We start from the raw sequence: 24,953 nt of genomic DNA, 5'->3' as shown, positions 1-24,953 counted from the left end.
ATGGAGTGACGCTTCCGGGGCATCAGATGTCCGTCGGACCGCAGGACCGTAGGGGAGACGAGCATGAGCAGGGGCAGCCGGGTTCTCACCGTCATGTACGCCGTCGTCGCCCTGTGGCTCGCCTTCTGCACGGTGCGCACCTGGGGCGCCGTGCCGGCCTGGACCACCCTGGCCATGGCCGCCGCCTCCCTCGCGCCCGTCCTGGGCGTGGTCCGTGAGACCGTCATCGCCGACGAACGGCGGGCCGTCGCCGCGCTGCGCGAGCGTGAGGGGCGCCGGGCGGCATGGCGGGACGCGGCCGCCGCCGCGGTGGCCCGGGCCGAGGTGGAGGCGGCGTGCTGCGAGCGCTGGTGGACGTCGTGCGCGACCGAGCACGACCCGAACTGCGCCCACCGCACCTCCTGGGGCACCACGGCCTGACCTCCCTCCGGGGTGCCCGGAGGACCGGCCCGGTCCGATGTGAATTCCTGGTCCGTACCAGGGGGTTGACGTCTCCTTATCTCACATCTTGAATCAAGTGGTTGAACCTTCACCCCCCACCACGGTCGGCGCACCCGTTCCCACGGGGCGCCGTACGGAAGGGAGAGCCATGTCCTCTCCGCGCACGCGCCGCAGATGGCTGGCCGCCGCCGCCCTGTCCGCCGCGCTCCTCGCCTCCGGCGTGACCGGCACGACCGCCCAGGCGGAGCCCGCCCGCTCCACCGCCCGGGCCTCCGACGTCTCCGCGGCTGCCGTCGTCTTCTCGGACACCTTCGACGGGCCCGCCGGCGCGGCGGTCGACTCGTCGAAGTGGCAGATCGAGACCGGCGACAACGTCAACAACCACGAACGGCAGTACTACACCGCCGGGAACAACAACGCGGCGCTCGACGGCCAGGGCCACCTGGTCATCACCGCCCGCAAGGAGAACCCGGCCAACTACCAGTGCTGGTACGGCACCTGCCAGTACACCTCGGCCCGGCTCAACACCTCCGGCAAGTTCACCGCGCAGTACGGGCACGTCGAGGCGCGGATGAAGATCCCGCGCGGGCAGGGCATGTGGCCCGCGTTCTGGATGCTCGGCACCCCGGTCAACTGGCCGGACTCCGGCGAGATCGACGTCATGGAGAACGTCGGCTTCGAGCCGTCCACCGTGCACGGCACGATCCACGGCCCCGGCTACTCCGGGTCCGGCGGCATCGGCGCCGGTTACACGCTGCCCGGCGGACAGGCCTTCGCGGACGCCTTCCACACCTTCGCCGTCGACTGGGCGCCGGACCGCATCACCTGGTCCGTGGACGGCAACGTCTACCAGACCCGCACGCCCGCCGACCTGGGCGGCCGGCAGTGGGTGTTCAACAAGCCGTTCTTCCTCATCCTCAACCTCGCGGTCGGCGGCTACTGGCCCGGCGACCCGGACGGCTCCACCGTCTTCCCGCAGCAACTCCTCGTCGACCACGTCTCGGTGACCACCGGCGACACCTCGATCGGCGGCGCGATCCGCGGCCTCGCCGGCAAGTGCGTGGACGTCGCGGGGGCCGACACCGCCAACGGCACCCCCGTCCAGCTCTACGACTGCAACGGCACCGCCGCGCAGCGCTGGACGGTCGGTTCCGACGGCACGATCCGCGCGCTGGGCAAGTGCCTGGACGTGGCCTCGGGAGGCACGGCCGACGGCACGCCCGTGCAACTGTGGGACTGCAACGGCACCGCGGCCCAGCGCTGGGTGGTCACCGCCGCCCGCGACATCGTCAACCCGCAGGCCGACAAGTGCCTGGACGTGACCGGCAACAACTCCGCCAACGGCACAAGGCTCCAGATCTGGACCTGCGCGGGCACCGCGAACCAGAAGTGGACGGTCGGCTGACACCGTGACCCCGCCTCGGGAACGGCGTGCCGGACCCGACGGCACGTGAACGGGTGCGGTCGCAGGTGAGGGGGTCCCCGTGCGGGACCCCCTCGGTGTTTCCCCGGTGTGCGCGGGCGTCAGATGCCGCAGGCCGAGGCCGACCAGAAGCGGCTGCCGCGGTGGTCGACGTGCGTGTGGTCGTTGTGGCCCGGGTAGCCGGGGCCGAGGATGCCGTTGAAGCCGTGGTTGCGGGCCTGCTTGGCCAGGGTGCACAGCGAGTGCGGTCCCGAGCCGAGGTCGGCGGCGTCGCCGTACAGATGGCGGCTGTTGCTCGCGCCGCCCACCGCGCTGTTGCAGGACTGGGAGCGGAAACCGCTGGTGACCCGGATCGGCTGGTCGCCGAGCGCGTGCCGCAGCGCCTCCAGCTTCCACATCGTGCGCAGGGCGTTCGCCTTCGCCGTCGCGGCGCTCACGGCGCCGCCCGCCCAGGTCGAGTTGCAGCGGTTCAGCTCCGCGTAGTCGAAGTGGACCGGCGTGCAGTCGTCGTCCTGGAGGGCGTACAGCTTGCTGAAGGTGTTGGGGCCGGCCACGCCGTCGGCGGTGAGGCCGTAGGCGGACTGGAAGCGCTTGAGGGCGGCGGCGGTGGCCGGGCCGAACTCGCCGTCGACGGCCAGCACGGCGCCGTACCCGGGGTAGCCGCTCAGCCGGATCTGGAGCTGGGTGACGTCGGCGCCGGACGCGCCCTGGGACAGGGTGCGGTTCCAGGTGTAGCAGCCGTCGGCGTGCGCGGTCCCGGCGGTGGCGAGGGACCCCGCCGCCAGTCCGGCCATGAGCATGACAACAGACAACACAAGTCTCAGTGCGCGTTTCAACATGCGGTCTCCGCTTCCGGTACGGGATCGGGTGAGCAACGAGCCATGTGACGCGCGTCAACCATGGGGCAAACACGCGGCCGTGCGCAAGGTGGTGCCGACCGGAGCACACCTCGCACGCGTGAGCCCTGTACGCGCCCCCGGCCGGCTGGTGAGAATGCGGTGCCGGTCCTCCCCTCCCCGTGAAGTGCCGTACGTCCCGCCCCAGTTGGACCATGCGCCGAGGAAAGCAGGTCGATCGCCGTGTTGCTGCGTCTGCCCACGTCCCTGTCCGAAGCCCGGCGGTGTCTGGCCGAGGGGGCGGTGCCCGTCGGCGGGGCCACGCTCGTCTGGGCCCAGTGGCAGCGCGACGGTTTCCCGGAGCAGGCGCTGTCCCTGCGCCGGCTGCCCGAGGCCACCGTGGTGGACGGCGAGACCCTGGGGGCCGCCGTGCTGCTGCACCAGGTCGACGAGCGGGTGCCGGAGGTGCTGCGCCGGGCCGCCGCCTCCGTCGGCACCGGAGCCGTGCGCCGGACGGCCACCGTCGGCGGCAACATCGTCGGCAGCACCCTGCGCTGTCTCCTGCCCCCGGCGCTGGTACTCGACGCGCGGGCGACCGTCATGGACCACGACGGCACCTACGAGGCCGAACTGGCGGAGGTCGTGGCCAAACGCCCCCTCATGCTGGCCCTCCGCTGGCGCAGCCCGCTCGCCAGCGCCTACTACAAGGCGCCCGGCGACCTGGGCGGCCCGCCGCCCCTGGTGGTCGCCACCGCCGTGCACGCCGAAGGGGTCGGCGGGCGGCGGCTGTTCACCGCCGTACGGGACGGCGGCGAGGTCGTCAGCGGCAGCGTCCCCGCTCCGGCGGACCCGGGCCGGGTGCTCGACTCCCTGGAGGGCACGGCCCTGAGCGGCCTGACCGGCGAGGCGCGGGAGGCGGTGCTGCGGGAGGTGACGGACGTCCTGCGGCGGGCCGGCGACTGACCGCACGGGGCCGGCGCCCGCACCTCACTCCACGGGCCAGGTGTGCACCGGCGCGTTCAGATGCATGTAGTCGATGTACTGCTGCGTCATGCGGCGCAGCGCCTCGTGCCGCCCGCAGTGCGCGGTCGCGTCGATGTGGTGGAACATCTCCTTCTGCCACACCGCGCCGTTGCGTCCCGTCACACAGCGCTGCTCGATGATGCCGAGCAGCGGCTCCCGCCACGCGTCGTCCATCCCGGACAGCTCCAGGCCTCGGTGCGCCAGCGGCAGCAGCCGCCGCAGGACCAGCTCCGCCGCCGGCACCTCGCCCATCCCGGGCCAGTACAGCCGCGCGTCGATGCCGTACCGGGCCGCCGTGCGCAGGTTGTCCTCGGCGGCGGAGAAGGACATCCGCGACCACACCGGCCGCTCCTCCTCCACCAGAGCGCGGGTGAGCCCGTAGTAGAAGGCGCCGTTGGCGAGCGTGTCGGCGACGGTCGGGCCGGCGGGCAGCACCCGGTTCTCCACGCGCACGTGCGGCTTGTCGCGGGAGACCGCGTACACCGGGCGGTTCCAGCGGTAGATGGTGCCGTTGTGCAGCGTCAGCTCGCCGAGCTCCGGAACGTCGCCGCGCAGCAGGGTCTCCGCGGGGTCCTGGTCGTCGCACAGGGGGAGCAGGGCGGGGAAGTAGCGCAGATTCTCCTCGAACAGGTCGAACACGCTGGTGATCCACCGCTCCCCGAACCACACCCGGGGCCGCACCCCCTGCACCTTGATCTCCTCGGGGCGGGTGTCGGTGGCCTGCTCGAACAGCGGGATCCGCGTCTCGTGCCAGAGCTCCTTGCCGAACAGGAAGGGCGAGTTGGCCGCGAGGGCCACCTGCACCCCGGCGATCGCCTGCGCCGCGTTCCAGTACGCCGCGAAGTCCTCCGGGTCGACCTGGAGGTGGAACTGCGTGCTGGTGCAGGCGGCCTCCGGGGTGATGGTGTCCGCGTAGGTGCGCAGCCGGTCGATGCCGGTCACCTCGATGTGCAGGTCCTCGCCGCGCGCCGCGAAGATCTGGTCGTTGAGCAGCCGGTAGCGCGGGTTCTCCGACAGGGCGCCCTCCCCGACGTCCTCGTGGCGCAGGGTGGGGAGGACGCCCGTCATGATCAGGTGCGTGCCGATGGAACGGGCGCGCTCCTCCGCGTGGTTCAGGGCGGAGCGGATCTCGGACTCCCACGCGTCGGGACCGCCCTCGGTGAGCCGCCGGGGCGCGATGTTGATCTCGAGGTTGAACCGGCCCAGCTCGGTGTCCCAGGCCGGGTCCGCGATCGCCTCCAGCGCGTCGGTGTTGCGCATCGCGGGCTCGGCGCGGTCGTCGACCAGGTTCAGCTCGATCTCGAGTCCCACCTGGGGCCGCTCGGCCTCGAAACGCGACTCGCGCAGCATCTGCGCGAGCGCGTCGAGGCACTGCTGCATCTTGACCCGGTAGCGGCGGCGGTCCTCGCGGGTGAAGGTGAGCGCCGGGACGTCCCGTCCCATCGGTCTCCCTCCAGGCTGTTCGTCCGGAACCTGACCACCCCAGCGTCGCACCGGTGGGCGTCCGCGACCACGCGAGTCCGTCAGCCCGCAGGATCCTCCCCGAGGAACCGGCCGTCGTCCGGACCGGACCCGCGTGACAGGTGAATCGGCTCGCCAGACGGCGGGTACCCGGCCGGTCCTCGCGCGGACACGCCGCGCCGGAAGCACCACGGGAGGCTCGCCATGGCCGACCTCAGCCCGATCGACCTGCAGAAGGCACTCAAGGGCGCCGACTACCCCGCCGCCAAGGACGACCTCGTCTCGGTGGCGAAGAGCAACGGCGCCGACGACAGCCTCGTCAGGAAGCTCTCGGAGACCGGGACCAAGCGGTTCGACGGTCCCAACGAGGTGCAGAAGGCCGTCTTCGGCAACGAATGACCCGCGCGCCGGGGCCGCCGCCCGCCGCCGTGGGCCGGCCCCGGACGCCCGCGACCGACCGAGGACGGTGCACCGATGACCGAGTACGAGCGCTCGCACACGATGCCGGCCCCGCCCGAGCAGGTCTTCGACCAGGCGGCGAACGTCGGCCAGATGGGTGACTGGCTGCCCGCGGACCTGCATGTGCGCGCCGAGCGGCTGCCCGCCGTGACCGTGCACGAGGACCGCACCGACGAGGACACCTCCGCCCTGCTGCGCGCCGAGCGGGACCAGATGCGCATCGAATGGGGGACACGGGAACAGGGCGGCTATGCCGGGTGGCTCCAGGTCGCCGGCATCGACAGCGGGGCCAGCGAGGTGACCGTGCACCTCTCCTTCTTCGAGGGCGGCCACGACCCGGGCGAGGAGCAGGTGACCGGCGCCCTCGACGACAGCCTGCGGCGCCTGGAGCGGCAGGTCCGGCTACGCGTCGACAACGCCGCCGGCTGATCCCTCACGCGCCCAGTGGGCGGGGCGGCCCAGCGACGGCGGCAGCGTCGTCGCCGCGTCGCCCCGTGCCGCGGTCAGCTGCGCCTGGGTGAGGAACAGGGCGCCGGTGAGATCGGCGCCCGACAGGTCCGCACCGCGCAGGTCGGCGCCGATCAGGTCCGCGTCGCGCAGGTCCGCACCACGCAGGTCGGCGCCGACGAGCAGCGCCCCGCGCAGACTCGCCCCGCGCAGATCCGCCCCGGACAGCCGCGCGCCCATCAGGTCCGCGCCGCGGTGATCCTTCCTCTTCCCCGGCACCCGTGCCCGCGTCAGCTCACTGGCCCGCAGCAGCAGCGGATTGACCTCCCCGCGCAGCGCGTTCACGTCGAGCGCGACGACCGACTCGGCGTCGCCCCGGGTCAGCTTCTCGATCCGCGCCAGCGCCCGGCGCAGCTCGCGGTGCACGGGGCGGGCCGCCGGAAGGTCCAGCGCCTCGGCGGTGTAGGCGAGCAGTTCGTGCAGCTGCCGCATGACCGGGAAGACCTCGAACATCGCGGACGCCGACGCCGGATCCCGCCGCCAGTCGGTGCCGCCGAAGGTGACCTGCGAGACCTTCTGCCCGGCGCCGAAGCAGTCGAAGACGGTGCAGCCCCGGTAGCCCTCGTCGCGCAGCCGGGCGTGGATGCCGCAGCCGAAGTCGTCCCGCAGATGGCCGCACGCCCGTCCGGCGGGCTTGTCCCGGGCGAAGTCGGCGGAGCGGGCGAACGGCAGGGCCACACAGCACAGGCCGAAGCAGGAGGAGCAGTCGGCGCGCAGATCGTCACGGTCCACGACGGCGGGCGCACGGTCCGGGCCGGGCTCCGTCCGGTCGCGCCGCCTGGGCCGTCCGCCGCCGTGCGCGGACGAGCGGGTTCCGTGCTGTGGCGACACCGTGAACGCTCCTGGACCGACGAGGGGCGCCGCGTGCGGGGCGCCCGGTGAACGCCGCCCATTCTCGCAGACGGCACGCCCCCCGACGCCGTGCGCCGCTTCACTCCCCGGCCCGTGCCTCCCCGGCAGCCGCCCCGGCGGTCCGCTGCCTGCGGCGGGCCCGGGACGCGCGCAGGTTCGCGGCGTTCCCGCACCGGCGGACGTCGTGCCAGACGCCGCTGTTGTTGCGCGAGCGGTCGTAGAACGCGGACCGGCAGCCCGGCTCCCGGCACAGCTTGAGCCGCTGCCAGGTGCCGTCCGTCTGCGCGAGCAGCACCTGCGCCCACACGGACGCCTCCAGCCACTCGCCCGGGCTCCCGACCGGCACCAGGGCCACCCGGCCCGCCTCGTCCAGAGCGGGCCGCAGGGAGACGTCGGTGGGCGCCCGCGCCGGCTCGGCCTCACCGGTCACCAGGGCGGCGAGCCGCTCCCGCAGCGCCCTCACCCGCTCCAGGTCCCCGGCGTGCGGCTCCCCCGAGGGACCCGGCCGGCCCTGGGCCCCGGCCCACGCGGCGGTCACGTCCCGCAGCCACCGGCCGCCGCTCTCCTCGTCGGCGAGCACGTCCTCGCCGTGCGGCGGGATGGCGCGGGTGTTGAGGAGCTCCTGCACCAGCACGAGCCCGCCCGGGGCGGGGCGGATGAAGTAGCGCTCGGTCGAGGTCCATGACATAGGTCAATCGTACTTGACTCTGTCGCGATTTCGGCGCACTGTGGGCGACAGAAGCAAAACGCTTTTACTTACGTCGCACCCCGTCGCGCTTCGACGCGCGTGCGTGTGCATCCATGCGAGGAGCAGAGCAATGACCGAGATCAAGGGCGCCCGAGCGCTGGTCACCGGCGGCCAGAGGGGGCTGGGTGAGGCCTTCGCCGCCGCGCTGCTCGAGGCCGGCGCCGAGACGGTGTACGTCACCGCCCGCCACCCCGAGCCGTCGGCGGACCCGCGGCTCGTGCCGCTGGCCCTGGAGGTCACCGACGAGGCGTCCGTGGCCCGGCTGGCCGAGCAGGCGCCGGACGTCGACATCGTGATCAACAACGCGGGCGCCACCATCCCGGGCGGCCTGCTGCGCAACGGCGTCGCCGACGTCGCGCACCTGTTCGACATCAACGTCCTGGGCGCGCTGCGCGTCAGCCAGGCGTTCGCCCCGGTGCTCGCCCGCAGGGGCGGGGGAGCGCTGGTGAACGTGCACTCGGTGTTGTCGTGGGCGTCCGGCGCGGGCGCGTACGGCGCGAGCAAGGCCGCCCTGTGGTCGCTCACCAACTCCCTGCGCGGGGAGCTCGCGGACCAGGGCACCCAGGTCGTCGGCGTCCACCTCGGCTACACCGACACCGACATGGTCCGCGCCCTGGACGTGCCGAAGAACGACCCGCGTGACGTCGCCGCCCAGGTGGTGGAGGCGCTGCTCAAGGGCGAGAGCGAGGTGCTCGCCGACGAGGTGACCCGGCACTTCAAGGCCGCGCTGTCCGGCCCCGTCGAGGGACTCGCGGTGGCCTGACCGGTCTCACCGCCCCGCGGTCACCGCACCGTCGTCTCCCAGGTGTCCACCGCGTAGTGCAGCGTGAGCCCGTGCCGCTCGTACAGCCGGGGCGCACCGGTCGCGTTGCGCGTGTCCACGCCGAGCCCCACCGTGTCCCGGCCGCGCGCCGCGAAGACCCCGAAGGCGTGGCGCAGCAGGAGACCGGCCAGACCCCGGCCGCGCGCGGCGGGCGAGACGCCGATGCTGCGGATCCAGGCCATCGCCGCGCGGTCGTCGCGCGCCATCAGGAAGCCGCAGTCGCCCAGGTCGTCGGCGGTGACGATCCACACCAGGTTCCAGTCCAGCCCGCGGGCGTCCACATCGTGCAGCCAGGCCGCGTAGGAGCGCGGCTGGAAGTCGAAGTGTCCGGCGAAGGACTCCTGGTACAGGGCGTGCACCCGGACCCGGTCCTCCTCGGTGACGCAGGCGCGCACCCGCACGCCGGCGGGGGGTTCGGGCAGTGGGTCCCGCGCGGGGTCGAGGGGGCGGTGCAGCACGTGGTAGCGGCGGACCACCCGCCAGCCCCGCTCCGTCAGCAGCCCGGTGTCGAGCGTGGGCGCCGCGTTGAGGTGCAGGTGCACCACGGCATGCGCGGCGCCGTTGGCCCGGGCCTTCTCCAGCGCCCTGGCCTCCATCGCCGCCAGCGTCCGGGCCGCGTCCGCCTGGTGGGAGGGCAGCGCGTAGAGGTCCACGTCGATGCGCTCACCGCTCGACGGGTCCCACAACAGGCCGAAGACCACGACCTGTCCGTCGTCCTTCACCAGCCAGGAGTCCCGCTCCAGGTCGGTGTCGGGATGCTCCAGGTCGGCCAGCACGGTGTGCAGATCGGTCTCGGGGCGGCCGATCTCCAGCTCGTCGACCTGGTTCATCAAGGCGGTGACGGCGGCGGCGTCGGCCGGGGTCGCGGGCCGGATCGTGGAGGTGGGCATGGGCACCAAGCGTCGGGCGGCGGCCCGCCCCGCGCAACGGATTTTCCCGCGCCCGCGCCCGCGCCCGCGTCCGCGCACGACGACGGCGGCACCCGTTCCCGACGGGTGCCGCCGTGCGCGGGTCACCGGGTCAGCGGGCGGCGCCCGCCGCGCGCTGACCGGTGAGGACCGCCGTCAGCAGCTCCGGGTCGAACAGGGAGACGTCGGCGAGCCGGGTCGGGGCGGCGAGGGACTGGAGCATCGCTTTGGTGACCCGCACCGCCGACGCCGGACGCCGCAGCACGGGCTTCGCCCACGCCATGACCGCGTCGTCGAGCGCGTCCGCCGGCACCACCTTGTGCAGCACGGACAGAGCCAGGGCCTCCTGGGCGTCGAAGACCCGCGCGGTGAGGATCAGTTCGCGCACCCGCGCCACCCCGACCTCGCTGATCAGCCGGGGGAGCAGCCCGCCCCAGGCGGGCGGCACCCCGAGGGCCAGCTCCGGCAGCCGGAACGTGGCCGTGTCCACGCCCACCCGGAGGTCGCAGGCGAGCAGCAGACCCACGCCCGCGCCGATCGCCCTGCCCTGGACCCGGGCGACGGTGACGGCCGGGTTGGCGGTGAGCGCCTCGCACACCCGCAGCGCCTTCTTCCCGGAGACGCGTATGCCGTCGCCGGTCGGGTCGGCGTCCAGGTGCTGCGGGAACTCGCGCCGGTCGCCGCCGAGGCAGAACGCGTCCCCGGCCGCCGACAGCACCAGGACCCGTACGCCGGGGTCCTGGTGGTCGAGGACGGTGAGGAGGTCGTCCAGCATGGCGTCGCCGACCGCGTTCCCCTCCTCGGGAAGGTGCAGTTCGACCGTGAGCAGGGGCCCCTGCCGGTAGGTGCGCACGGTCTTCAGCACCTGGTCGGCGGGGAGTTCGGCGAGGGGCGATGCGGTCATGCGGTCACCTTCAGGGACGTGATGCGGCGGAAGACGAGACGGGAGTTGTCGTAGGCGGGCGGCCCGGCCGGGCGGAGCGTGGGGAAGCGCTCCAGGATCTGCGCGATCGCCTCGCGCGCCTCGAACCGGGCGAGGGGAGCGCCCAGACAGTAGTGCGCGCCGCTGCCGAACGTGATGTGGCCGCCGTCGCGCAGGATGTCGAAGACGTGCGGGTCGGGGTTGCGGCGCGGATCGTGGGCCGCCGCCCCGTACAGGATGTGCACGGTGGTGTCCTTGGCGAGCGGGGTGCCGGCCAGCACCGTGTCGTCGGCGGCCACATGGGAGTTGAGCCACACCGGGGGGTCGTAGCGCAGCGTCTCCTCGATCAGGTCGTCGATGTGCTCGGGGTGCGCCCGCAGCCACTCGGCGCGGGCGGGCTCCTGGGTCGCGAAGCGGACCGCGTTGGTCAGCAGCACCGCGCTGGTCTCCAGCGAGGCGATGGTGATGAACATGGTCAGGTGGTAGATCACCCGCGCCGCGGCCTGAGGGTCGTCCGCGAAGTGCGCGTCCCAGTGGCGGATCCAGCCGGTGAGGACATCGTTGCCAGGACGCGCCCGCCGCTCGCGGACCAGCTCGCCGAAGAAGGCCCGCATCTCCAGCGTGGCCTGCCCCGCCTGCGCCAGCTGCTCCTTGGTCGGGAAGAGCTCCTGCGCGTACGCCTGCCGGTGGGCGAAGTCCAGGATGTGCGCGTGGTGCTCCTCGGGGATGCCCAGCCACTCGCCGACCGTGCGGACGGGCAGCAGCTCGGCGACCGTCTGCACGAAGTCGGCCTCCCCGTCCGCCCGCAGCCGCTCCTCCAGGCCGTCGAGCAGGCCGGTGACGATCCGGGCGACCGCCGGGCGCAGGCCCTCCAGGGTGGTGCGGTCGAAGGGGTTGCCGAGCGCGCGGCGCTGGCAGGTGTGCGAGGGGGCGTTGATCCGGGACAGGGTGCCCGTGAGCTCCTGGGTGGCGAGCTCCTGCCAGCGGCGCGGGTCGGGCTGCCGCTCCTGCCAGGCGAAGTCCGGCACCAGCCAGTTCCTGGACCGCAGGACCTGGCTGCATGCCTCGAACGAGGTGACGAAGTAGGCGCCCCAGGGGGCGCGCACCACGTCCCCCAGAGAGCGCAGCCCTTCCCAGACGGGCAGGGGGTCGGCCTGCCCCTCCGGCGAACGAAGGTGACGGAGAAGGGAAATGACGGCTCGGCGGTCGCTGATGGTGGGGCCGCTTATGTCGCCAACGGCGGTCACGTGGTGCTCCTTCGGCTGGACGCTACCGTTACCGCCGGAACCTACCCTTCCGACTATGTATGTCATGTGTCGTTGAGTGTTGCACCTGTCACATGCCGTGGGCTTGCCAACTGCCCCTCAAGCGCCCGCAGTTCCGTCGATCCCGGTTCCGTCACACGCGGAAGACGTCCAGGAAGCTGCTCCAGAACCCCTTCCTGCGCGAAGGTGCCTGACGGGCCGGCTGGGCCGACGCGACGGCCGCCGGCCGCTCCGCCTCGGGCATCGCGGCGGCCCGCTCGCGCAGCGCCGTGGCCGCGCGGGTGGCCGGCGTGGGGCTGAACGTCACGGGCAGCGCCACCAGCGCCCGGTGGAACGGCCCGGGACGCCACTCGAGCTCCTTCTCCGGCACGGCGAGCGTCAGGTCCGGCAGGGCGTTGAGCAGCCGCTCGACCGCGGTGGTCGCGATGACCTGCGCGGGGTCCTTCGCGGGGCAGGCGTGCGGGCCCGCGCCCCAGGCCAGATGGGCGCCCTTGCTGTGCGCGCGGCGGGCCTCCTCCAGCGCCGGGTCGGCGTTGGCGCCCGCGAAGGAGATGACGACCGGGGTGTCGGCTGGGGCCACATGGCCGCCCAGGTCCACGTCCCGCACCGGGTAGTGCGTGGCGTAGTTGGCGATCGGCGTCTGGTTCCACAGCACGTGGTCCATCGCCTCCTCGATCAGCATGCCGCTGTCCCGGGCACCCGACCCGGACAGCAGCAGCATCAGCGAACTGCCGATGAGGTTGCGCTCCGGCTCGATGCCGGCGCCCATCAACAGCACCAGCTGGTCCTTGAGTTCCTCGTCGGTCAGCCCGGCGGGGTGCTGGATCAGCCAGGAGGTGACGTCGTCCTCGGGCCGGCGGCGCTTGAGCGCGATCAACTCCATCAGGGCCACGGTCAGTTCCTCGTTGGCCCGCATCGCGTCCTTGCCGTCGAAGATCGCCGACATGGAGGCGGTGACGGTGTCGCCGATGTCCGCCGGGCAGCCGAACATCTTGTTGAACAGCAGCAGCGGCAGCAGCTTGGCGTAGTCGCCCAGCAGGTCGGCCCGGCCCAGCTCGCTGAACCGGTCGATCAGGTAGTCGGCGATCGGCTCGACGTCACGCCGGATCCGCGTGGTGCTGAGCCGCGCCAGACTGTCCACCACGGCCTTGCGCAGCCGCAGGTGCACCGCGCCGTCGGTGAACAGACAGCTCGGCCGGTACGCCATCATCGGCAGCACCGGGCTGTCCAGGGCGATACGGCCCTCGTTCAGGTCCTTCCAGCGGCGGGCGTCACGGGCGAACAGCTCCGTGTTCTGGAGCACCCGCAGCGCCATCTCGTGCCCGACGACCAGCGTGGCGTCCACACCGGGGGCCAGCTCGACCGGACCGGCCGGGGCGTGCTCCCGCAGCCGGTCGTAGACCTCGTGCGGATCGGTGGCGAAACGGGCGTCGTGCATCGGGCATCTGCCCGCACCCGACGCGGACGGGGAGTGAGCTTCCATGAAGTCTTCCTTAGTGAACCGTGAGCCGGGGACCGGAGCCGGGGGCCGGAAGGCCGAGGCCCCGGCCCCCGGACCGGGCGGACGCGAGGGGGTCAGGACGTGCGGTCGAGCAGGTGCCGCACCAGCGCGATCAGCGCCTTCGCGGACGACTGCTGGTCCCGGGCGTCGCAGTGGACGACCGGGGTGTCCGGCAGCAGGTCGAGCGCCTCACGCACCTCCGCCTCCTCGTACATGGGGGCGGTGTCGAAGCAGTTGACGGCGATGGCGTACTCCAGGCCGTACCCCTCGATGAGGTCGATGACCGGGAAGGTCTCCTCCAGCCGTGCCGGGTCGACCAGCAGCAGTGCCCCGAGCGCCCCGCGCGCCATGTCCTCCCACAGCTGCATGAACCGCTGCTGTCCCGGTGTGCCGAAGAGGTACAGCACCAGGTCGTCGCTGAGGGTGAGACGGCCGAAGTCCAGGGCGACCGTGGTGGTGGTCTTCCCGGTGACGCCCCTGAGGTCGTCGACGTGCGCCGACGCCTGGGTCATCTTCTCCTCGGTACGCAGCGGCGTGATCTCCGACAGCGAGCCGATGAAGGTCGTCTTGCCCACGGCGAAGTGCCCGACGACGAGGATCTTTGCGGCGTTGGTCACCGCGCTGGAGACGTAGATGGACTTCTGGGCCGTCTCAGCCGATGAGGGATTGGAGTCCATGCAGAACCTTCTCGAGGGTCGCTCTGTCAACGTTCTGGGCCCGGGGCGGCTCGGCCCGGCGGAGCAGATGCCCCTGTTCCGATAAATCGGTGAGCAGCAGCCGGGCCACCCCGACCGGCAGGCCGAGGTGGCCGGCCACCTCGGCGACCGACAGGTAGCCACCCGAGCACAGCTCCCAGATCGCCCTCACCTCGGGGCCGGCCCCGAGCGGCAGCGTCCGCTCGGGGGCCAGCGTGACGAGGGTGTGCAGCGCCAGTTCGTCCGAGGACGGCAGGCTCCGGCCGCCGGTGATGACGTAGGAGCGGACGAAGTCACTGGTGACGGGTGATTCCTCGGCGGGACCCGTCATCAGCCGACACCGTTGTCGGAGCGGGGAGCCACGCTCATGGCCTTGTTCAGCGCCGTCACCGTCTTCTGCATGCGGAACGACACCGCCTCCATGTCGACGTCCACCGCCGCCGAGACCGCCAGGTAGGAGCCCTGTCCGGCCGCGATCAGGAAGATCCAGCCGCCGTCGTACTCCAGCAGCGTCTGCTTCCAGATGCCGTGCCCCGCGCCGACGAACCCGGCGACCGCCCGGCTCAGCGACTGCATGGAGCTCATCGCGGCCGCGTTGGTCTCCGCGTCGTCACGCGAGATGTCGTCCGAACGCTGGAGCAGCAGGCCGTCGCCCGAGACGAGGACGGCGTGGCGGGCGCCGCGCACCTCGAGCACGTCGTTCAGCACCCACGACAGGTCGGTCTTCACTGGTGGTCAGGTCCTTCCGTGGTGTTCGTGGTCCGTCCGAGGTGGGTGCCGCGTGCGAACGCCCCCAGGCGCGACGCGGTGACCTCGCCGGACGACTCCGAGGTCTCCTCGTCGACGGTGGCCGGGTCCGGCGGGGGCGGCACCACGGCGATGGGGCCCTGACGGCGCCGCCGCTTGGGCAGCCCGCCGGACGTCGTGCCCACCACGCGCGACGGGCCCACGGGCACCGGTGCCAGGCGCTGCGGAGCGTCCTCCTGCCCCTCCTCGGCGGGCTGCCGCTCCGGCTCGGCGGGCGCGACCACGTCGGCCGTCAGCAGGGTCTCCGGCACCCGGATCACCGCGCGCACACCGCCGTACGGGGACACCGAGCCGACGGAGACGTGGAAGCCGTAGCGGTTGGCGAGCATGCCGCACACCGCGAAGCCGAACCGGGGCGGGTCGCCGAGACCGGTGATGTCGACCGCGCCCTCGGCGGACAGCAGGGCCGCGGCCCGGTCCTTGGTCTCCTGGTCCATGCCCAGACCGGCGTCGTCCACGATGAAGCACACACCCGACGGCACGGCCTGGATGTTGACCTCCACGGGGGTGCCCGGCGCGCTGTAGGTCGTGGCGTTGTCCAGCAGCTCCGCCAGCACCACGGCCACCGGCTCGACCGCCTTGCCGGCCACGGCGACACTCACCTGGGCGTGGATGCTCACCCGGTTGAAGTCCTTGATGCGGCCCTGCGCGCTGCGGGCGACGTCGTAGACGGTCGCCGCGCCGTCGCGGCGGCCCAGCCAGCCGCCGCACAGCACCGAGATGCCCTTGGCCCGGCGGCTGAACTGGCTGCCGGTGTGGTCCACCGACATCAGATCGGCCAGTACCTCGCTGTCGTTGCCGTACTTCTTCAGCAGTTGGTCCAGCAGCAGTTGCTGCTCCTCGGCGAGCGACTGGAGGGTGCCCATCGCGGACTTGAGCACGGCCTTGGTGGCCGACTCGGCGTCCGCCCGCACATCGGCCAGCTCACCGCGGTGCTGGGTGTCCAGCGTGCCTATGTGGGCTTCCAGTTGCCCGATCCGTCCCTGGGCCTGGCCAAGGCCCGCCTCCAGATCCTTCCTCGTTCTTCGGAGCGCCAGATTGGTTCTCCGGGCCCGCAGCACTGCGAGGACCGCAGCGGCGAGCACCACCAGCAGGATCCACAGCAGTGGATCCTTGATCAATGACGTCATGAGACTCTCTTCAAGTCGCATCGCGTCGGAAGTACGAGAGTGCCCGCGCACACGGATAACCGGTCCGGGCCGTCGAGCAGCACGGACCCACGGCGGGACAAAGCCTCAACTCCTCAGCGACGGGGCCTTAGAGACTGTCCCCCGTACGCGTTCATGACGCGTCGCCAGCCTGCTGAAAGTTCGTTGATCGTATCAGCCCCGGGGGCCCAACACGCCTGGTGCCGGTGGCACTTGACAACCCCTTACGAGACGTTCACACGGGCAGGTGACAGGGGCCTTTCGGGCATCCCCCGGACACCGCCGGCCACGGTGTCGCCGTTGCGACATGTCCCACCTGTGCCACGGCGAAACGGTGACACGGCCCGCGCCGGCGACCGAACCTGTGCAGCACCGACGGCACCGCGGGCCGGGTGAACAGCAGATGGACGCGACGTGTCGCACGCCGCGTACGACGAAGGGCACAGGAGTGAGACAACGGATGCGTATCGCGGCCGCCGTCGCGGCAGGGCTGACCCTGTCCGCCGGCGCCGTGACACCGGTCGCGGCCGACCCGGCCGGGACCACCACCCCTTTGGCGCGGGCCGCCGCACCGGCGGCGGAGGCCGCCGCCACCGTACGGCTGGTCACCGGCGACCGGGTCACCGTCCGCACGGACGTGACCGGCCGCCGCACCGCGTCGGTGACACCGGGGGAGGGCCGGCGGCACCTGCTCTTCCGCACCGTCGAGGAGGACGGCCACCTCACCGTCCTGCCGTCCGACGCGGCCGGCCTCGTCACCGCCGGACGCCTGGACCGCGGCCTGTTCGACGTGACCGCGCTGATCGCCCAGGGCTACGACGAGGCGCACACCGGCACGCTGCCGCTGATCGTCGCCGACGGCGCGGGCGTCCCGGACGCCTCGCTGCGCCGCCTCACCGGCCTGGCCGCCGAGGGCACGCCGGTGCGCCGCCTGGAGACCATCGACGCGGACGCCGTCCGCGTCCCCGCCGCCGACCTCGGCACGTTCTGGAAGCGCCTCGCCCCCGCCGACGCCCCCGCCGCCCGCGCCGCCTCCGTGCCGCGCGTCTGGCTGGACGGCCGGGTGCGCGCCGCACTGGACCGCAGCACCGCCCAGATCGGCGCCCCGGAGGTCTGGAAGAGCGGCAACCGGGGCGAGGACGTGAAGGTCGCCGTGCTGGACACCGGCGCCGACGCCTCCCACCCCGACCTGGCCGGACGCATCAGCGAGGCACAGGACTTCTCCGGCAGCTCCGGCACCGGCGACGCCTTCGGGCACGGCACCCACGTCGCCTCGATCGTCGGCGGCTCCGGCGCTGCCTCCGGCGGCGCCCGCAAGGGCGTGGCGCCCGGCGTGGACCTGCTGGTCGGCAAGGTCCTCGGCGACGACGGCTTCGGCACCGAGTCCCAGGTCATCGACGGCATGGAGTGGGCCGTCGCGCGCGGCGCCGACGTGATCAACATGTCGCTCGGCTCGGACGCGCCCAGCGACGGCACCGACCCGATGAGCCGCACGCTCAACGAACTCTCCGCCGCCTCCGGCGCGTTGTTCGTCGTCGCCGCGGGCAACGCGGGCCCGGGCCAGGGCACGATCGGATCCCCCGCCGCCGCGGACGCCGCCCTCACGGTCGGCGCGGTGGACCGCGACGACTCCCTGGCGGACTTCTCCGGCCGCGGCCCCCGGCCCGGCGACGACGCCGTCAAGCCCGACGTGACCGCGCCCGGCGTGGACATCGTGGCCGCCCGCGCCGCCGGCACCACGATGGGCCAGGTCGTCGACGCCGCGTACGTGGCCGCCTCCGGCACCTCGATGGCGGCGCCGCACGTGGCGGGCGCCGCCGCGCTGCTCGCCCGGCAGCACCCCGACTGGACCGCGAGCCGCCTCAAGGACGCCCTGACCAGCACCGCGCGCCTGATCCAGGGGCAGCGGGTCACCGAACAGGGCGGCGGCCGCGTCGACGTCGCCGCCGCGAGCCGCACCCCGGTCCTCGCCACCGCCGGCCTCGCCCTCGGCACGTACGGCGCCGACGACACCGGCACCCGCACGTACACCGTCCGCTACACCAACGTCTCCGACCGGGACGTCACCCTCGACGTGCGTACCGCGCTGGCCACCACCGGCGGCCGGGAGATCGCGGACGGGGTGGTGACCCCGGCCGCGCGCACCGTCACCGTCCCGGCCGGCCGCACCGCGGACCTGCCGCTCACCGTCGACCCGGCCCGCGCGCAGCGGGGCGCCTACTACGGCCACGTCACGGCCACCGCCGCCGACGGCTCGGTGACCGTGCACACCACACTCAGCCTGGTCGTCCGCGGCCCCGTGCACCGCCTCACGGTCGTCTCCTACGACAACGACGGCAACCGCGTGCACAGCCTGCCGATGATCTGGGGCGCCGAGGGCTTCGTCGGCTACACCGACCGGGACAACGCCGTCGCCGAGGTCGAGGAGGGCACCTACCAGATCACCTCCGGCGGCCCCGAACGGACGGCCGACGGCGGTGAGGTGCTGCGCCAGGTCGTCCTGCCCGAGATCAAGGTCACCGGCGACACCACCGTCGTGGTCGACCCGCGCAGGACGGTCAAGGTCGAGATCCGCACCCCGAAGCCCGCCGAACAGAGCGGCATCCTGCACTACCAGACGTACCGTCGGATCGACGGGCACGCCTGGATCGACGGCACCATGTACTTCGACAGCGCCAAGGCGCTCTACGTCAGCCCCACCCCCCAGGTCACCGACGGTGAGTTCGAGTTCGCGTCCCGCTGGCAGCTGGTCGCCCCGCTGCTCGAGGCCGGCGTGGTCGGCGGCGGCGAGCTCGACGCCTACTACATGCCCGAGTCGCCGCTGTTCGACCAGCGGGGCGAGCGGCTGCGTGCCGTGAACGCGGGCAGCGCGGACGCCCCCGACTTCCGCGGGGCACGCGGACGGCTCGCCGTCGTCACGGACGAACAGGGCGTCGCCGGGCCGCAGCTCGCCGAGCGTGCCGCCCAGGCAGGCGTCCGCGCGGTGCTGGTCGTCCACTTCGGCCCCAGCGGCTGGACCCGCTGGACACCCCACGGGGAGCGCTGGAAGGTGCCCGTCGTGCGCGTCGGCTCCGACGAGGGCGCCGAACTGCTCAGCCGCGTCGCGCGGCGCACCACCACGGTCGCCTTCGGCGGCACCGCCCGCAGCCCCTACCTGTACGACGTCATGCAGATCAGCGCGGGACGCATCCCCGACCGCGTGGTGCACACCGTGTCGGAGCGCAACAGCGCCGTGGTGCGGTCCGAGTACGCCGACAACGGCGGCGTGGAGTGGGCCGCCGAGCAGCGGTTCGCCCGCCGTCCGTACCAGGAGTTCACCTGGCTCCAGTACACCCGCCACGTGCCCACCGCCTTCGCCCGCACCGAGTACGTCACCTCCGGCACCACCGAGTGGGATCACGTCGTGAGCCACCGGACGGTCCGCGACGTCGACGCGCCGCTGAACACCGGGCTCCATGACACGCCCCGCACCTACCGCGCCGGTGAGCGGGTCACCGAGCGGTGGCAGGGCGCCCTGGTCCGGCCCGCCGTCCCGCGCGAGGGCGTGCCCGCCAGCGTCCGCGACGGCGACGTGCTGCGGCTCAGGATCCCCGAGTTCACCGACTCGGCCGCCGGCCACTGGTCCCGGCTCACCCTTGGCGGCGACACGGGCATCGGCGTACGGACGGCGGCGCCCGAGACGGCCGAGGCGCAGCTCTACCGCGACGGCCGGAAACTGGCCGACCTCGCCGACGCGTGGCGTGACGTCGAGGTGCCGGGCGGCGACGCCGAGTACCGGCTCCGGCTGCGCACCACCCGCGACTCGGCGGAGTGGACGTACGCCACGGCGACCGACACCACCTGGACCTTCCCGAGCGGGACGGTCGCGGGACAGGCCCGGCTGCCGCTGCTCCAGGTCGACCACGCCGTACCGGCCGACCTGCGCAACACCGTCGGACCCGGCCGCACCCACACCCTGCGGCTGACCGTCCGCCACCAGGACGGGCTCGCCGCGCCGCGCGGGGTGCGCACCACGGTCGAGGTCTCCTACGACGACGGCCGGCACTTCGAGCGGGCGCCGGTGCGCGCCGGGAAGGGCAACACCTTCACGGCCGCCGTCACCCGGCCGGCCCAGGTCCGCGGCGACGCCTACGTGACCCTGCGCGTCACCGCGCGGGACGCGTCCGGCGCCTCGGTCCGCCAGACCGTGACCCGGGCGTACGGGCACCGCGGCTGAGCGGGACGGCGGGGGAACGGGGCACGGCCGCCCGTTCCCCCGCCGGCTGTTGTACGGTATTCAACCGTTCAGGCGTTTGAATACCGTCGTGCGGGGAGGGCGCCGTGACGTTGGAGGCCGCCGGGGTCACCGGCACCGAGGAGACCGTCTACCGCCTGCTGGTGACGCTGGGCCGGGCCACCGCCCGCGAGGTCGCCGACCGGTCCGGGCTCGAACCCGAGCACGCCCGGCACGTGCTGGACGCGCTGGCCGCGAAGAACCTGGTCAGCCAGAGTGACGGACTGCCCCGCCACTACCGCCCCACCCCGCCCGACGTGGCCCTGCTGCCCCGCCTCAAGCGCCGCGCCGACGCGCTCGACCTGGCCCGCGCCGAGGCGACCGCCCTGCTGGAGTCCTACCGCGAGACCGTGCGCCGCCAGGACCTCGGCCAGCTCATCGAGGTCATCACCGGCGCGGAGGCGCTGCGTCAGCACCTGCGCCAGATCCAGGACGGCGCCCGGGACGAGATGCTGTGGTTCTGCAAGGCGCAGTACGTGGCCATGCCGTCCGGCAGCAACCGCGCCGAGTACGACGCGCTGGCCCGGGGCGTGCGCTACCGGGTGCTGTACGAGAAGGCGTTCTTCGACGACGAGGGCGCCGTGGATAACGTTGTCGAGGGCGTCAGGGCGGGCGAGACGGCCCGCGCCGTGCCGCATCTGCCGCTGCGCCTCGCGGTCGCGGACCGCGCCATCGCCATCTGCCCGCTGGTGCCGGGCGGCCCCGACGGCAGCCCCGAGGAACCCACCTCCGCGCTGGTGCGCGACAGCAACCTGCTGGCGGCGCTGGTCGCCCTCTTCGAGCGGTACTGGGAGGACGCCGTCCCGCTCGACGTCGACGACACGGGCACGGTCGCCGGCACGGACGCGGCCGGCCCGCCCGACCCCCTCGGCCCCACCGACCGCCGCATCCTCGCCCTCCTGATCGCGGGCGTGGCGGACAAGGCCGTGGCCACCCAGATGGGCCTCAGCCGCCGCACGGTGCAGCGCCGCATCCAACGCCTGATGGAACTGGCGGGCGCGACGACCCGCATGCAGCTCGCCTGGCAGGCGGCGCGGAGGGGGTGGCTGTGAGGCGGGGGGTGCGCGGTGCGGCCGGCCGCCCGGTACGGGGGATGGGGGCGCCCCCGCGCGTCGCGGGGAGCGGCGCGCGCAGCCCGGGCGGACTCGGGTGCCCGGGTGGTGACGGCGGCACCGACCGGGCGGGGTCGCGGTTGCGGCTGACGGGGAGGTGAGCCGTTCCCGGTGGCCGAAGGCCTGGGCTCGCGGGCGTGCGCGGCCCGGGTGCCCGGGCGCGGCCGGGTGGCGTTGGCAGCGCCGACTGCGCTGGGCGGCCGGAGGGCCTGCGTGGGCTGGTGCGGTTGCGGTCGACCGCGGAGTGAGCCCGGTCGCACCGCCGGGCCGCCCGAGGGAATGCGCGTGTGCGCCGCCCGCGTGCGAGGGCGCGGCCGCCCGACCGGACCGGCCGTGGGCGCCCGCCAGGGCCGGCGCCTGCGGCAGCCGAGTGCCGGAGGGAGCCGGTCGTCCCGCCGGGAGACCGGCGTAGGCCGCCCGCGTGCCCAGGCAACCGGCGTGCGTGGCCCGTGTGCCCCGGGACTGCCGCCGTGCGCGACACGCGCCCAGGCCAGGCCGGGGCGTCGGCCGTCCGCTGACGTAGATGCTGCCGCGCCGGAGCGGGCTCGCGCCGCGGTCACCGTTCGTCCGGGGGAGCCGGTTGCCCCAGCCGCCGGCTGGAGTGAGGCTGGCTGGGAAGGGGGCCGGAGTGCCACCGCAACCCGCCGCCGCGTGCGAAGGCGGGCCGTGAACCGGTCGGCCGCCCCTGGTCCGATGAGGGCCGAACGGCCCTGGCCGACCGGCCCCGGACCGGTGAGGATCCTGGTGGAACACCCACGCGCACAGCAAGGAGCAAGCGATGGCGGACGGCGCGCAGCCCGGCCCCGGCCTCGGCCCAGGTCCCGGTGACCCGATCCGGGTCTTCCTCCTGGACGACCACGAGGTGGTCCGGCGCGGGGTGCACGACCTGCTGAACGACGAGCCGGACATCTCGGTGGTCGGCGAGGCCGCCACCGTCGAGCAGGCCCTGGTACGCGTCCCCGCCCTGCGCCCGCGCGTCGCGGTCCTGGACGTGCGGCTGCCGGACGGTGACGGCGTGACCGTCTGCCGGGAACTGCGCTCCCGGATGCCGGACCTCGCGTGTCTGATGCTCACCTCGTTCGACGACGAGGAGGCCCTGCTGGACTCGATCATGGCGGGCGCGTCCGGCTACGTGCTCAAGCAGATCCGCGGCTCCGACCTCGTCGAGGCCGTCCGCACGGTCGCGCGCGGCCAGTCGCTGCTCGACCCGAGCGCCACCGCCAAGCTGATGGAGCGCCTGCGCGGCGGCCCCCGGAAGGAACAGGAGGAGGACGTCCTGCCCGGCCTCACCGAGCGGGAGCGGGAGATCCTCGAGCTGATCGGCGAGGGGCTCACCAACCGCCAGATCGGCCGGCGGCTCTACCTCGCGGAGAAGACCGTGAAGAACCACATCTCCCGCCTGCTCGCCAAGCTCGGCGTGGAGCGCCGTATCCAGGCCGCGGTGATCGCCACCGAGGCCCGGGACCGGCTGCGTCACGATCGCGACGGCCGCTGACAGGCGCCGCCCGTCGCGAAGCGCCGCGGGTCCCCGGCCGGACGGCGCCCGGCCGGGGACCCGCGGCGACCGGTCAGTCGCGGGCGATCTGCGGCGCGATGTCCTCGGTGAAGCGCTCCGTGGAGGCGGCGGCCCGCCGCACCGCGGCCGCCGGGTCGGTGCCGCAGAAGGACGCGTCGAGCGTGGCGCCGAGCGTGGTGTTCACCGTGCCGTTGTTGGAGGTGTTCGCCAGCGACGCCATGCTGCGGCGGCCGTCGCTCGTGGTGAAGGCGTACGTGTAGTAACCCTGCACGGTGCCCGTGTGCCCGTACACCGTGGTGCCGCAGGACAGCGTCCGCCCGCGCAGCCCCAGACCGTACGACTGCTTGCCGTCGGCGGTCACCGGGACCATGGTGGTCATCTCCCGCAGCTGCTCCTCGGGCAGCAGCTTCCCGGAGAGCAGCGCGGAGAAGAACCGGTTGAGATCCTTGGCGTTGGAGATGACCGCGCCCGCGGACTGGGCCCAGGAGACGGTCTGCTCGGTGGAGTCCACCAGCGGCAGCGTGGTGTCGTCCTGCCGGAGGTAACCGCGCGCGTACGAACCGGAGATGGTCGTCCGCGGGTGGACGTACGAGGTGTGCTTCAGCCGCAGGGGCGTGAAGATGCGCTCCTGGTAGTGCGTGGCGACCGGCGTGCCCGTCACGTGCTCGACGATGGCGCCCAGCGCGACGAAGTTGGTGTTGGAGTAGCTGTACGCGGCGCCCGGCGTGTTGTTCAGCGGCCGCGCCGTCGACAGGTCGATGAGCTCCTGGTAGCTGAACACCTTGTTCCGTACCGCCTCGAAGCCGGGCACGGTGTTGTAGAACATGTCGTTGGTGTAGTCGTACAACCCGCTGCGGTGGCTGAGCAGATGACGGACCGTGATCCGCTCGTCGGGCAGCGGCTCGGGCAGGTAGCGGTTGGCCGGCGCGTCGAGGTCGACCTTGCCCTCGGCGACGAGCTGGAGCAGCACCACCGAGGTGAAGGTCTTGCTGACGCTGCCCACGCGGAACCGCCGCCCGGTGTCCATCGGCGTGTGGGCGGCGGTGTCGGCCTCACCGGTGGCGACGCGGTAGCTCCGCGGCCCCTCGTCGATCCGGGTCAGCGCGCCGGGCGCGCCCTGCGACAGCGCCGTACGGTGCACCGCGGCCACGGCGGCGACGTCGGGCGCCGGCAGGGCGGGCGTGGTGGTGCCGGCGAGGGCGGGCGTGGTGGTGCCGGCGAGGGCGGGGGACGCCGCCAGCACGACGACCAGGGTGGAACCGACGAGCGCGACGCTCACGTCTTTGATCCGCATCCGCTTCTTTCCTGAGTGTGGGGAAGGGACAGGCGCCTGCGGCCGACATCGCCTCAACGCCCCTGCAGCGCAAGGAAGTTGACCGTGTCACGTGAGGCCGGGGCGGCAACGTCTGCATCGTAGTGCAGCAGCGCCCCACGGCCCGTCCCTCGAACACGGCGTGGCGGAAACGGTGTTGCCTCACCCGCCCGTGCGGACCGGGTAGTGGTGCGCCTCCGCCGACCCGCGGGGCACCGCCTCCGGCCACACGTGGTCCAGCACCGACGCCGACGGACCGAACAGCGCGGTCGGCACCGCGTCGCGCGCGAACCACTCCCAGCGCGCGATCTTGTCCGGTTCCGTCACCACGGGCGTGCCCGTCGCCCCCTCGGCGACCGCGGCGGCCGTCACCCGGGTCGGTCCGCGCAGACCGTCCACCACCACCGCCAGCACCCGTACCGCCGTGGCCGGCACCGACAGCCCGGTCTCCTCGGCCAGCTCCCGCGCCGCCGCCGTCTCGAAGCTCTCACCCGGGTCCACCTTGCCGCCCGGCAGCTCCCAGCGGCCGTCGTGGCCGAGTCCGAGCAGGACGCGGCCGGTGTCGTCGAGGACGGCGACGCCGACCCCCGTCAGGCTGTGCGGTGTGGGGCGAGCGCGCTCGGGGCGCTCGGCGGCGTGGTGTCCGGTGGTGTTCACCGGTCCCTTCTACACGGTCACGGCTCTGCATGGTCACGGGCCCGCCCCGGCGCGGGGTGACGCACGTCACCGGGCCGAGGCGTGCGAGTGCGGGTGGCGCGGCGGCGACAGTGGTGGAACGGACTGTTCCGCACAAGACGCCCGCGAGGCGTGCCGGCCGCCGCCGACGTCGTGATCGGACCTTTGCACGACGACTCTTGACGCACGCGATGGCTGAAAATATCTTTCAGGCTCAAGTGATCCACCGAAAGTAAATTTCGACAC

At 73.3% G+C, this 24,953-nt stretch carries 23 protein-coding genes; 9 read left to right on the top strand and 14 right to left on the bottom strand.

Annotated elements, in window-relative coordinates:
• Positions 1-63 precede the first annotated feature (63 nt).
• Positions 64-420, top strand: coding sequence for a hypothetical protein (locus tag ACFOSY_RS06220; protein ID WP_394305701.1), 357 nt, complete (start codon positions 64-66; stop codon positions 418-420).
• Positions 421-589: 169 nt separating this feature from the next.
• Entirely contained in the window at positions 590-1,846 is a 1,257-nt protein-coding gene (locus ACFOSY_RS06215; RefSeq protein WP_394305700.1) for a lectin, read from the top strand.
• A gap of 119 nt (positions 1,847-1,965) precedes the next feature.
• On the opposite strand, the gene ACFOSY_RS06210 is transcribed toward ACFOSY_RS06215, so the two are convergent.
• A complete protein-coding gene (locus ACFOSY_RS06210; protein WP_394305699.1) occupies positions 1,966-2,703 on the bottom strand; it encodes a D-Ala-D-Ala carboxypeptidase family metallohydrolase in 738 nt (245 codons plus the stop codon).
• Positions 2,704-2,943: 240 nt separating this feature from the next.
• On the opposite strand from ACFOSY_RS06210, the gene ACFOSY_RS06205 reads away from it, so the two are divergent.
• Positions 2,944-3,663 carry an FAD binding domain-containing protein gene (locus ACFOSY_RS06205; protein WP_394305698.1) on the top strand — a complete coding sequence of 240 codons (720 nt, stop codon included), beginning with the start codon at positions 2,944-2,946 and terminating at the stop codon, positions 3,661-3,663.
• A gap of 24 nt (positions 3,664-3,687) precedes the next feature.
• Here the strand turns inward: ACFOSY_RS06205 and ACFOSY_RS06200 are convergent, their stop codons facing one another.
• Complete coding sequence (locus ACFOSY_RS06200; RefSeq protein ID WP_394305697.1) at positions 3,688-5,166, bottom strand: glutamate-cysteine ligase family protein; 1,479 nt, start codon at positions 5,164-5,166, stop codon at positions 3,688-3,690.
• 222 nt (positions 5,167-5,388) lie between these two features.
• Here ACFOSY_RS06200 and ACFOSY_RS06195 point away from each other — a divergent pair, with 222 nt between their 5' ends.
• On the top strand, positions 5,389-5,583 hold the full coding sequence (locus ACFOSY_RS06195; RefSeq protein WP_394305696.1) for a DUF2795 domain-containing protein: 195 nt from the start codon (positions 5,389-5,391) through the stop codon (positions 5,581-5,583).
• A gap of 75 nt (positions 5,584-5,658) precedes the next feature.
• Positions 5,659-6,072, top strand: a complete 414-nt coding sequence (locus tag ACFOSY_RS06190; protein WP_394305695.1) for an SRPBCC family protein — start codon at positions 5,659-5,661, stop codon at positions 6,070-6,072.
• Here the strand turns inward: ACFOSY_RS06190 and ACFOSY_RS06185 are convergent.
• Complete coding sequence (locus ACFOSY_RS06185; RefSeq protein ID WP_394305694.1) at positions 6,046-6,981, bottom strand: pentapeptide repeat-containing protein; 936 nt, start codon at positions 6,979-6,981, stop codon at positions 6,046-6,048. The two genes, ACFOSY_RS06190 and ACFOSY_RS06185, sit on opposite strands and share 27 nt — an antisense overlap.
• Before the next feature lie 100 nt (positions 6,982-7,081).
• Complete coding sequence (locus ACFOSY_RS06180) at positions 7,082-7,690, bottom strand: CGNR zinc finger domain-containing protein (protein WP_394305693.1); 609 nt, start codon at positions 7,688-7,690, stop codon at positions 7,082-7,084.
• Between the two features lie 130 nt (positions 7,691-7,820).
• On the opposite strand from ACFOSY_RS06180, the gene ACFOSY_RS06175 reads away from it, so the two are divergent.
• Positions 7,821-8,513 (top strand): SDR family oxidoreductase, encoded by a 693-nt coding sequence (locus ACFOSY_RS06175; RefSeq protein WP_394305692.1) that lies wholly within the window; start codon positions 7,821-7,823, stop codon positions 8,511-8,513.
• 20 nt (positions 8,514-8,533) lie between these two features.
• Here ACFOSY_RS06175 and ACFOSY_RS06170 read toward each other — a convergent pair whose 3' ends face one another.
• The 8 genes from ACFOSY_RS06170 to ACFOSY_RS06135 form a co-directional block, all read right to left on the bottom strand.
• Positions 8,534-9,463, bottom strand: coding sequence for a GNAT family N-acetyltransferase (locus ACFOSY_RS06170; protein ID WP_394305691.1), 930 nt, complete (start codon positions 9,461-9,463; stop codon positions 8,534-8,536).
• A gap of 130 nt (positions 9,464-9,593) precedes the next feature.
• Entirely contained in the window at positions 9,594-10,385 is a 792-nt protein-coding gene (locus tag ACFOSY_RS06165; RefSeq protein ID WP_394305690.1) for an enoyl-CoA hydratase/isomerase family protein, read from the bottom strand.
• The gene (locus tag ACFOSY_RS06160; RefSeq protein WP_394305689.1) at positions 10,382-11,650 is read right to left on the bottom strand and encodes a cytochrome P450; all 1,269 of its coding nucleotides are present in this window, start codon (positions 11,648-11,650) and stop codon (positions 10,382-10,384) included. The genes ACFOSY_RS06165 and ACFOSY_RS06160 overlap by 4 nt, the downstream gene beginning before the upstream one ends.
• A gap of 151 nt (positions 11,651-11,801) precedes the next feature.
• A complete protein-coding gene (locus ACFOSY_RS06155) occupies positions 11,802-13,151 on the bottom strand; it encodes a cytochrome P450 (protein ID WP_394305688.1) in 1,350 nt (449 codons plus the stop codon).
• A gap of 92 nt (positions 13,152-13,243) precedes the next feature.
• Positions 13,244-13,846 carry a GTP-binding protein gene (locus ACFOSY_RS06150; protein ID WP_225653936.1) on the bottom strand — a complete coding sequence of 201 codons (603 nt, stop codon included), beginning with the start codon at positions 13,844-13,846 and terminating at the stop codon, positions 13,244-13,246.
• Entirely contained in the window at positions 13,821-14,195 is a 375-nt protein-coding gene (locus ACFOSY_RS06145) for a DUF742 domain-containing protein (RefSeq protein ID WP_006131096.1), read from the bottom strand. The genes ACFOSY_RS06150 and ACFOSY_RS06145 overlap by 26 nt, the downstream gene beginning before the upstream one ends.
• Positions 14,195-14,593: a roadblock/LC7 domain-containing protein gene (locus tag ACFOSY_RS06140; RefSeq protein WP_006131095.1), complete on the bottom strand. Its 399-nt coding sequence runs from the start codon at positions 14,591-14,593 to the stop codon at positions 14,195-14,197. Before ACFOSY_RS06140 ends, ACFOSY_RS06145 begins: the two co-directional genes overlap by 1 nt.
• On the bottom strand, positions 14,590-15,801 hold the full coding sequence (locus ACFOSY_RS06135; protein WP_394305687.1) for an ATP-binding protein: 1,212 nt from the start codon (positions 15,799-15,801) through the stop codon (positions 14,590-14,592). Before ACFOSY_RS06135 ends, ACFOSY_RS06140 begins: the two co-directional genes overlap by 4 nt.
• Positions 15,802-16,279: 478 nt before the next feature.
• Between ACFOSY_RS06135 and ACFOSY_RS06130 the strand changes: the two genes are divergently transcribed.
• The 3 genes from ACFOSY_RS06130 to ACFOSY_RS06120 all read left to right on the top strand — a co-directional run bounded on the left by ACFOSY_RS06130 (position 16,280) and on the right by ACFOSY_RS06120 (position 22,699).
• On the top strand, positions 16,280-20,035 hold the full coding sequence (locus ACFOSY_RS06130) for a S8 family serine peptidase (RefSeq protein ID WP_394305686.1): 3,756 nt from the start codon (positions 16,280-16,282) through the stop codon (positions 20,033-20,035).
• Between the two features lie 104 nt (positions 20,036-20,139).
• Entirely contained in the window at positions 20,140-21,144 is a 1,005-nt protein-coding gene (locus ACFOSY_RS06125) for a helix-turn-helix domain-containing protein (protein ID WP_394305685.1), read from the top strand.
• A gap of 838 nt (positions 21,145-21,982) precedes the next feature.
• Positions 21,983-22,699 carry a response regulator gene (locus ACFOSY_RS06120; protein ID WP_394305684.1) on the top strand — a complete coding sequence of 239 codons (717 nt, stop codon included), beginning with the start codon at positions 21,983-21,985 and terminating at the stop codon, positions 22,697-22,699.
• Positions 22,700-22,772: 73 nt separating this feature from the next.
• Here ACFOSY_RS06120 and ACFOSY_RS06115 read toward each other — a convergent pair whose 3' ends face one another.
• Together ACFOSY_RS06115 and ACFOSY_RS06110 are read right to left on the bottom strand one after the other, a co-directional pair.
• Entirely contained in the window at positions 22,773-24,014 is a 1,242-nt protein-coding gene (locus ACFOSY_RS06115; protein WP_394305683.1) for a serine hydrolase domain-containing protein, read from the bottom strand.
• Positions 24,015-24,194: 180 nt separating this feature from the next.
• Positions 24,195-24,689, bottom strand: coding sequence for a nucleotide triphosphate diphosphatase NUDT15 (locus tag ACFOSY_RS06110; RefSeq protein ID WP_394305682.1), 495 nt, complete (start codon positions 24,687-24,689; stop codon positions 24,195-24,197).
• Between the last annotated feature and the right edge of the window lie 264 nt (positions 24,690-24,953).

This window comes from Streptomyces lusitanus, from assembly GCF_042647945.1.
Taxonomy (GTDB): Bacteria; Actinomycetota; Actinomycetes; order Streptomycetales; family Streptomycetaceae; genus Streptomyces; species Streptomyces pseudogriseolus.
The sequence above is the reverse complement of the archived record's forward strand: the minus strand, read 5'-3'. Positions and strand labels throughout refer to the sequence as shown.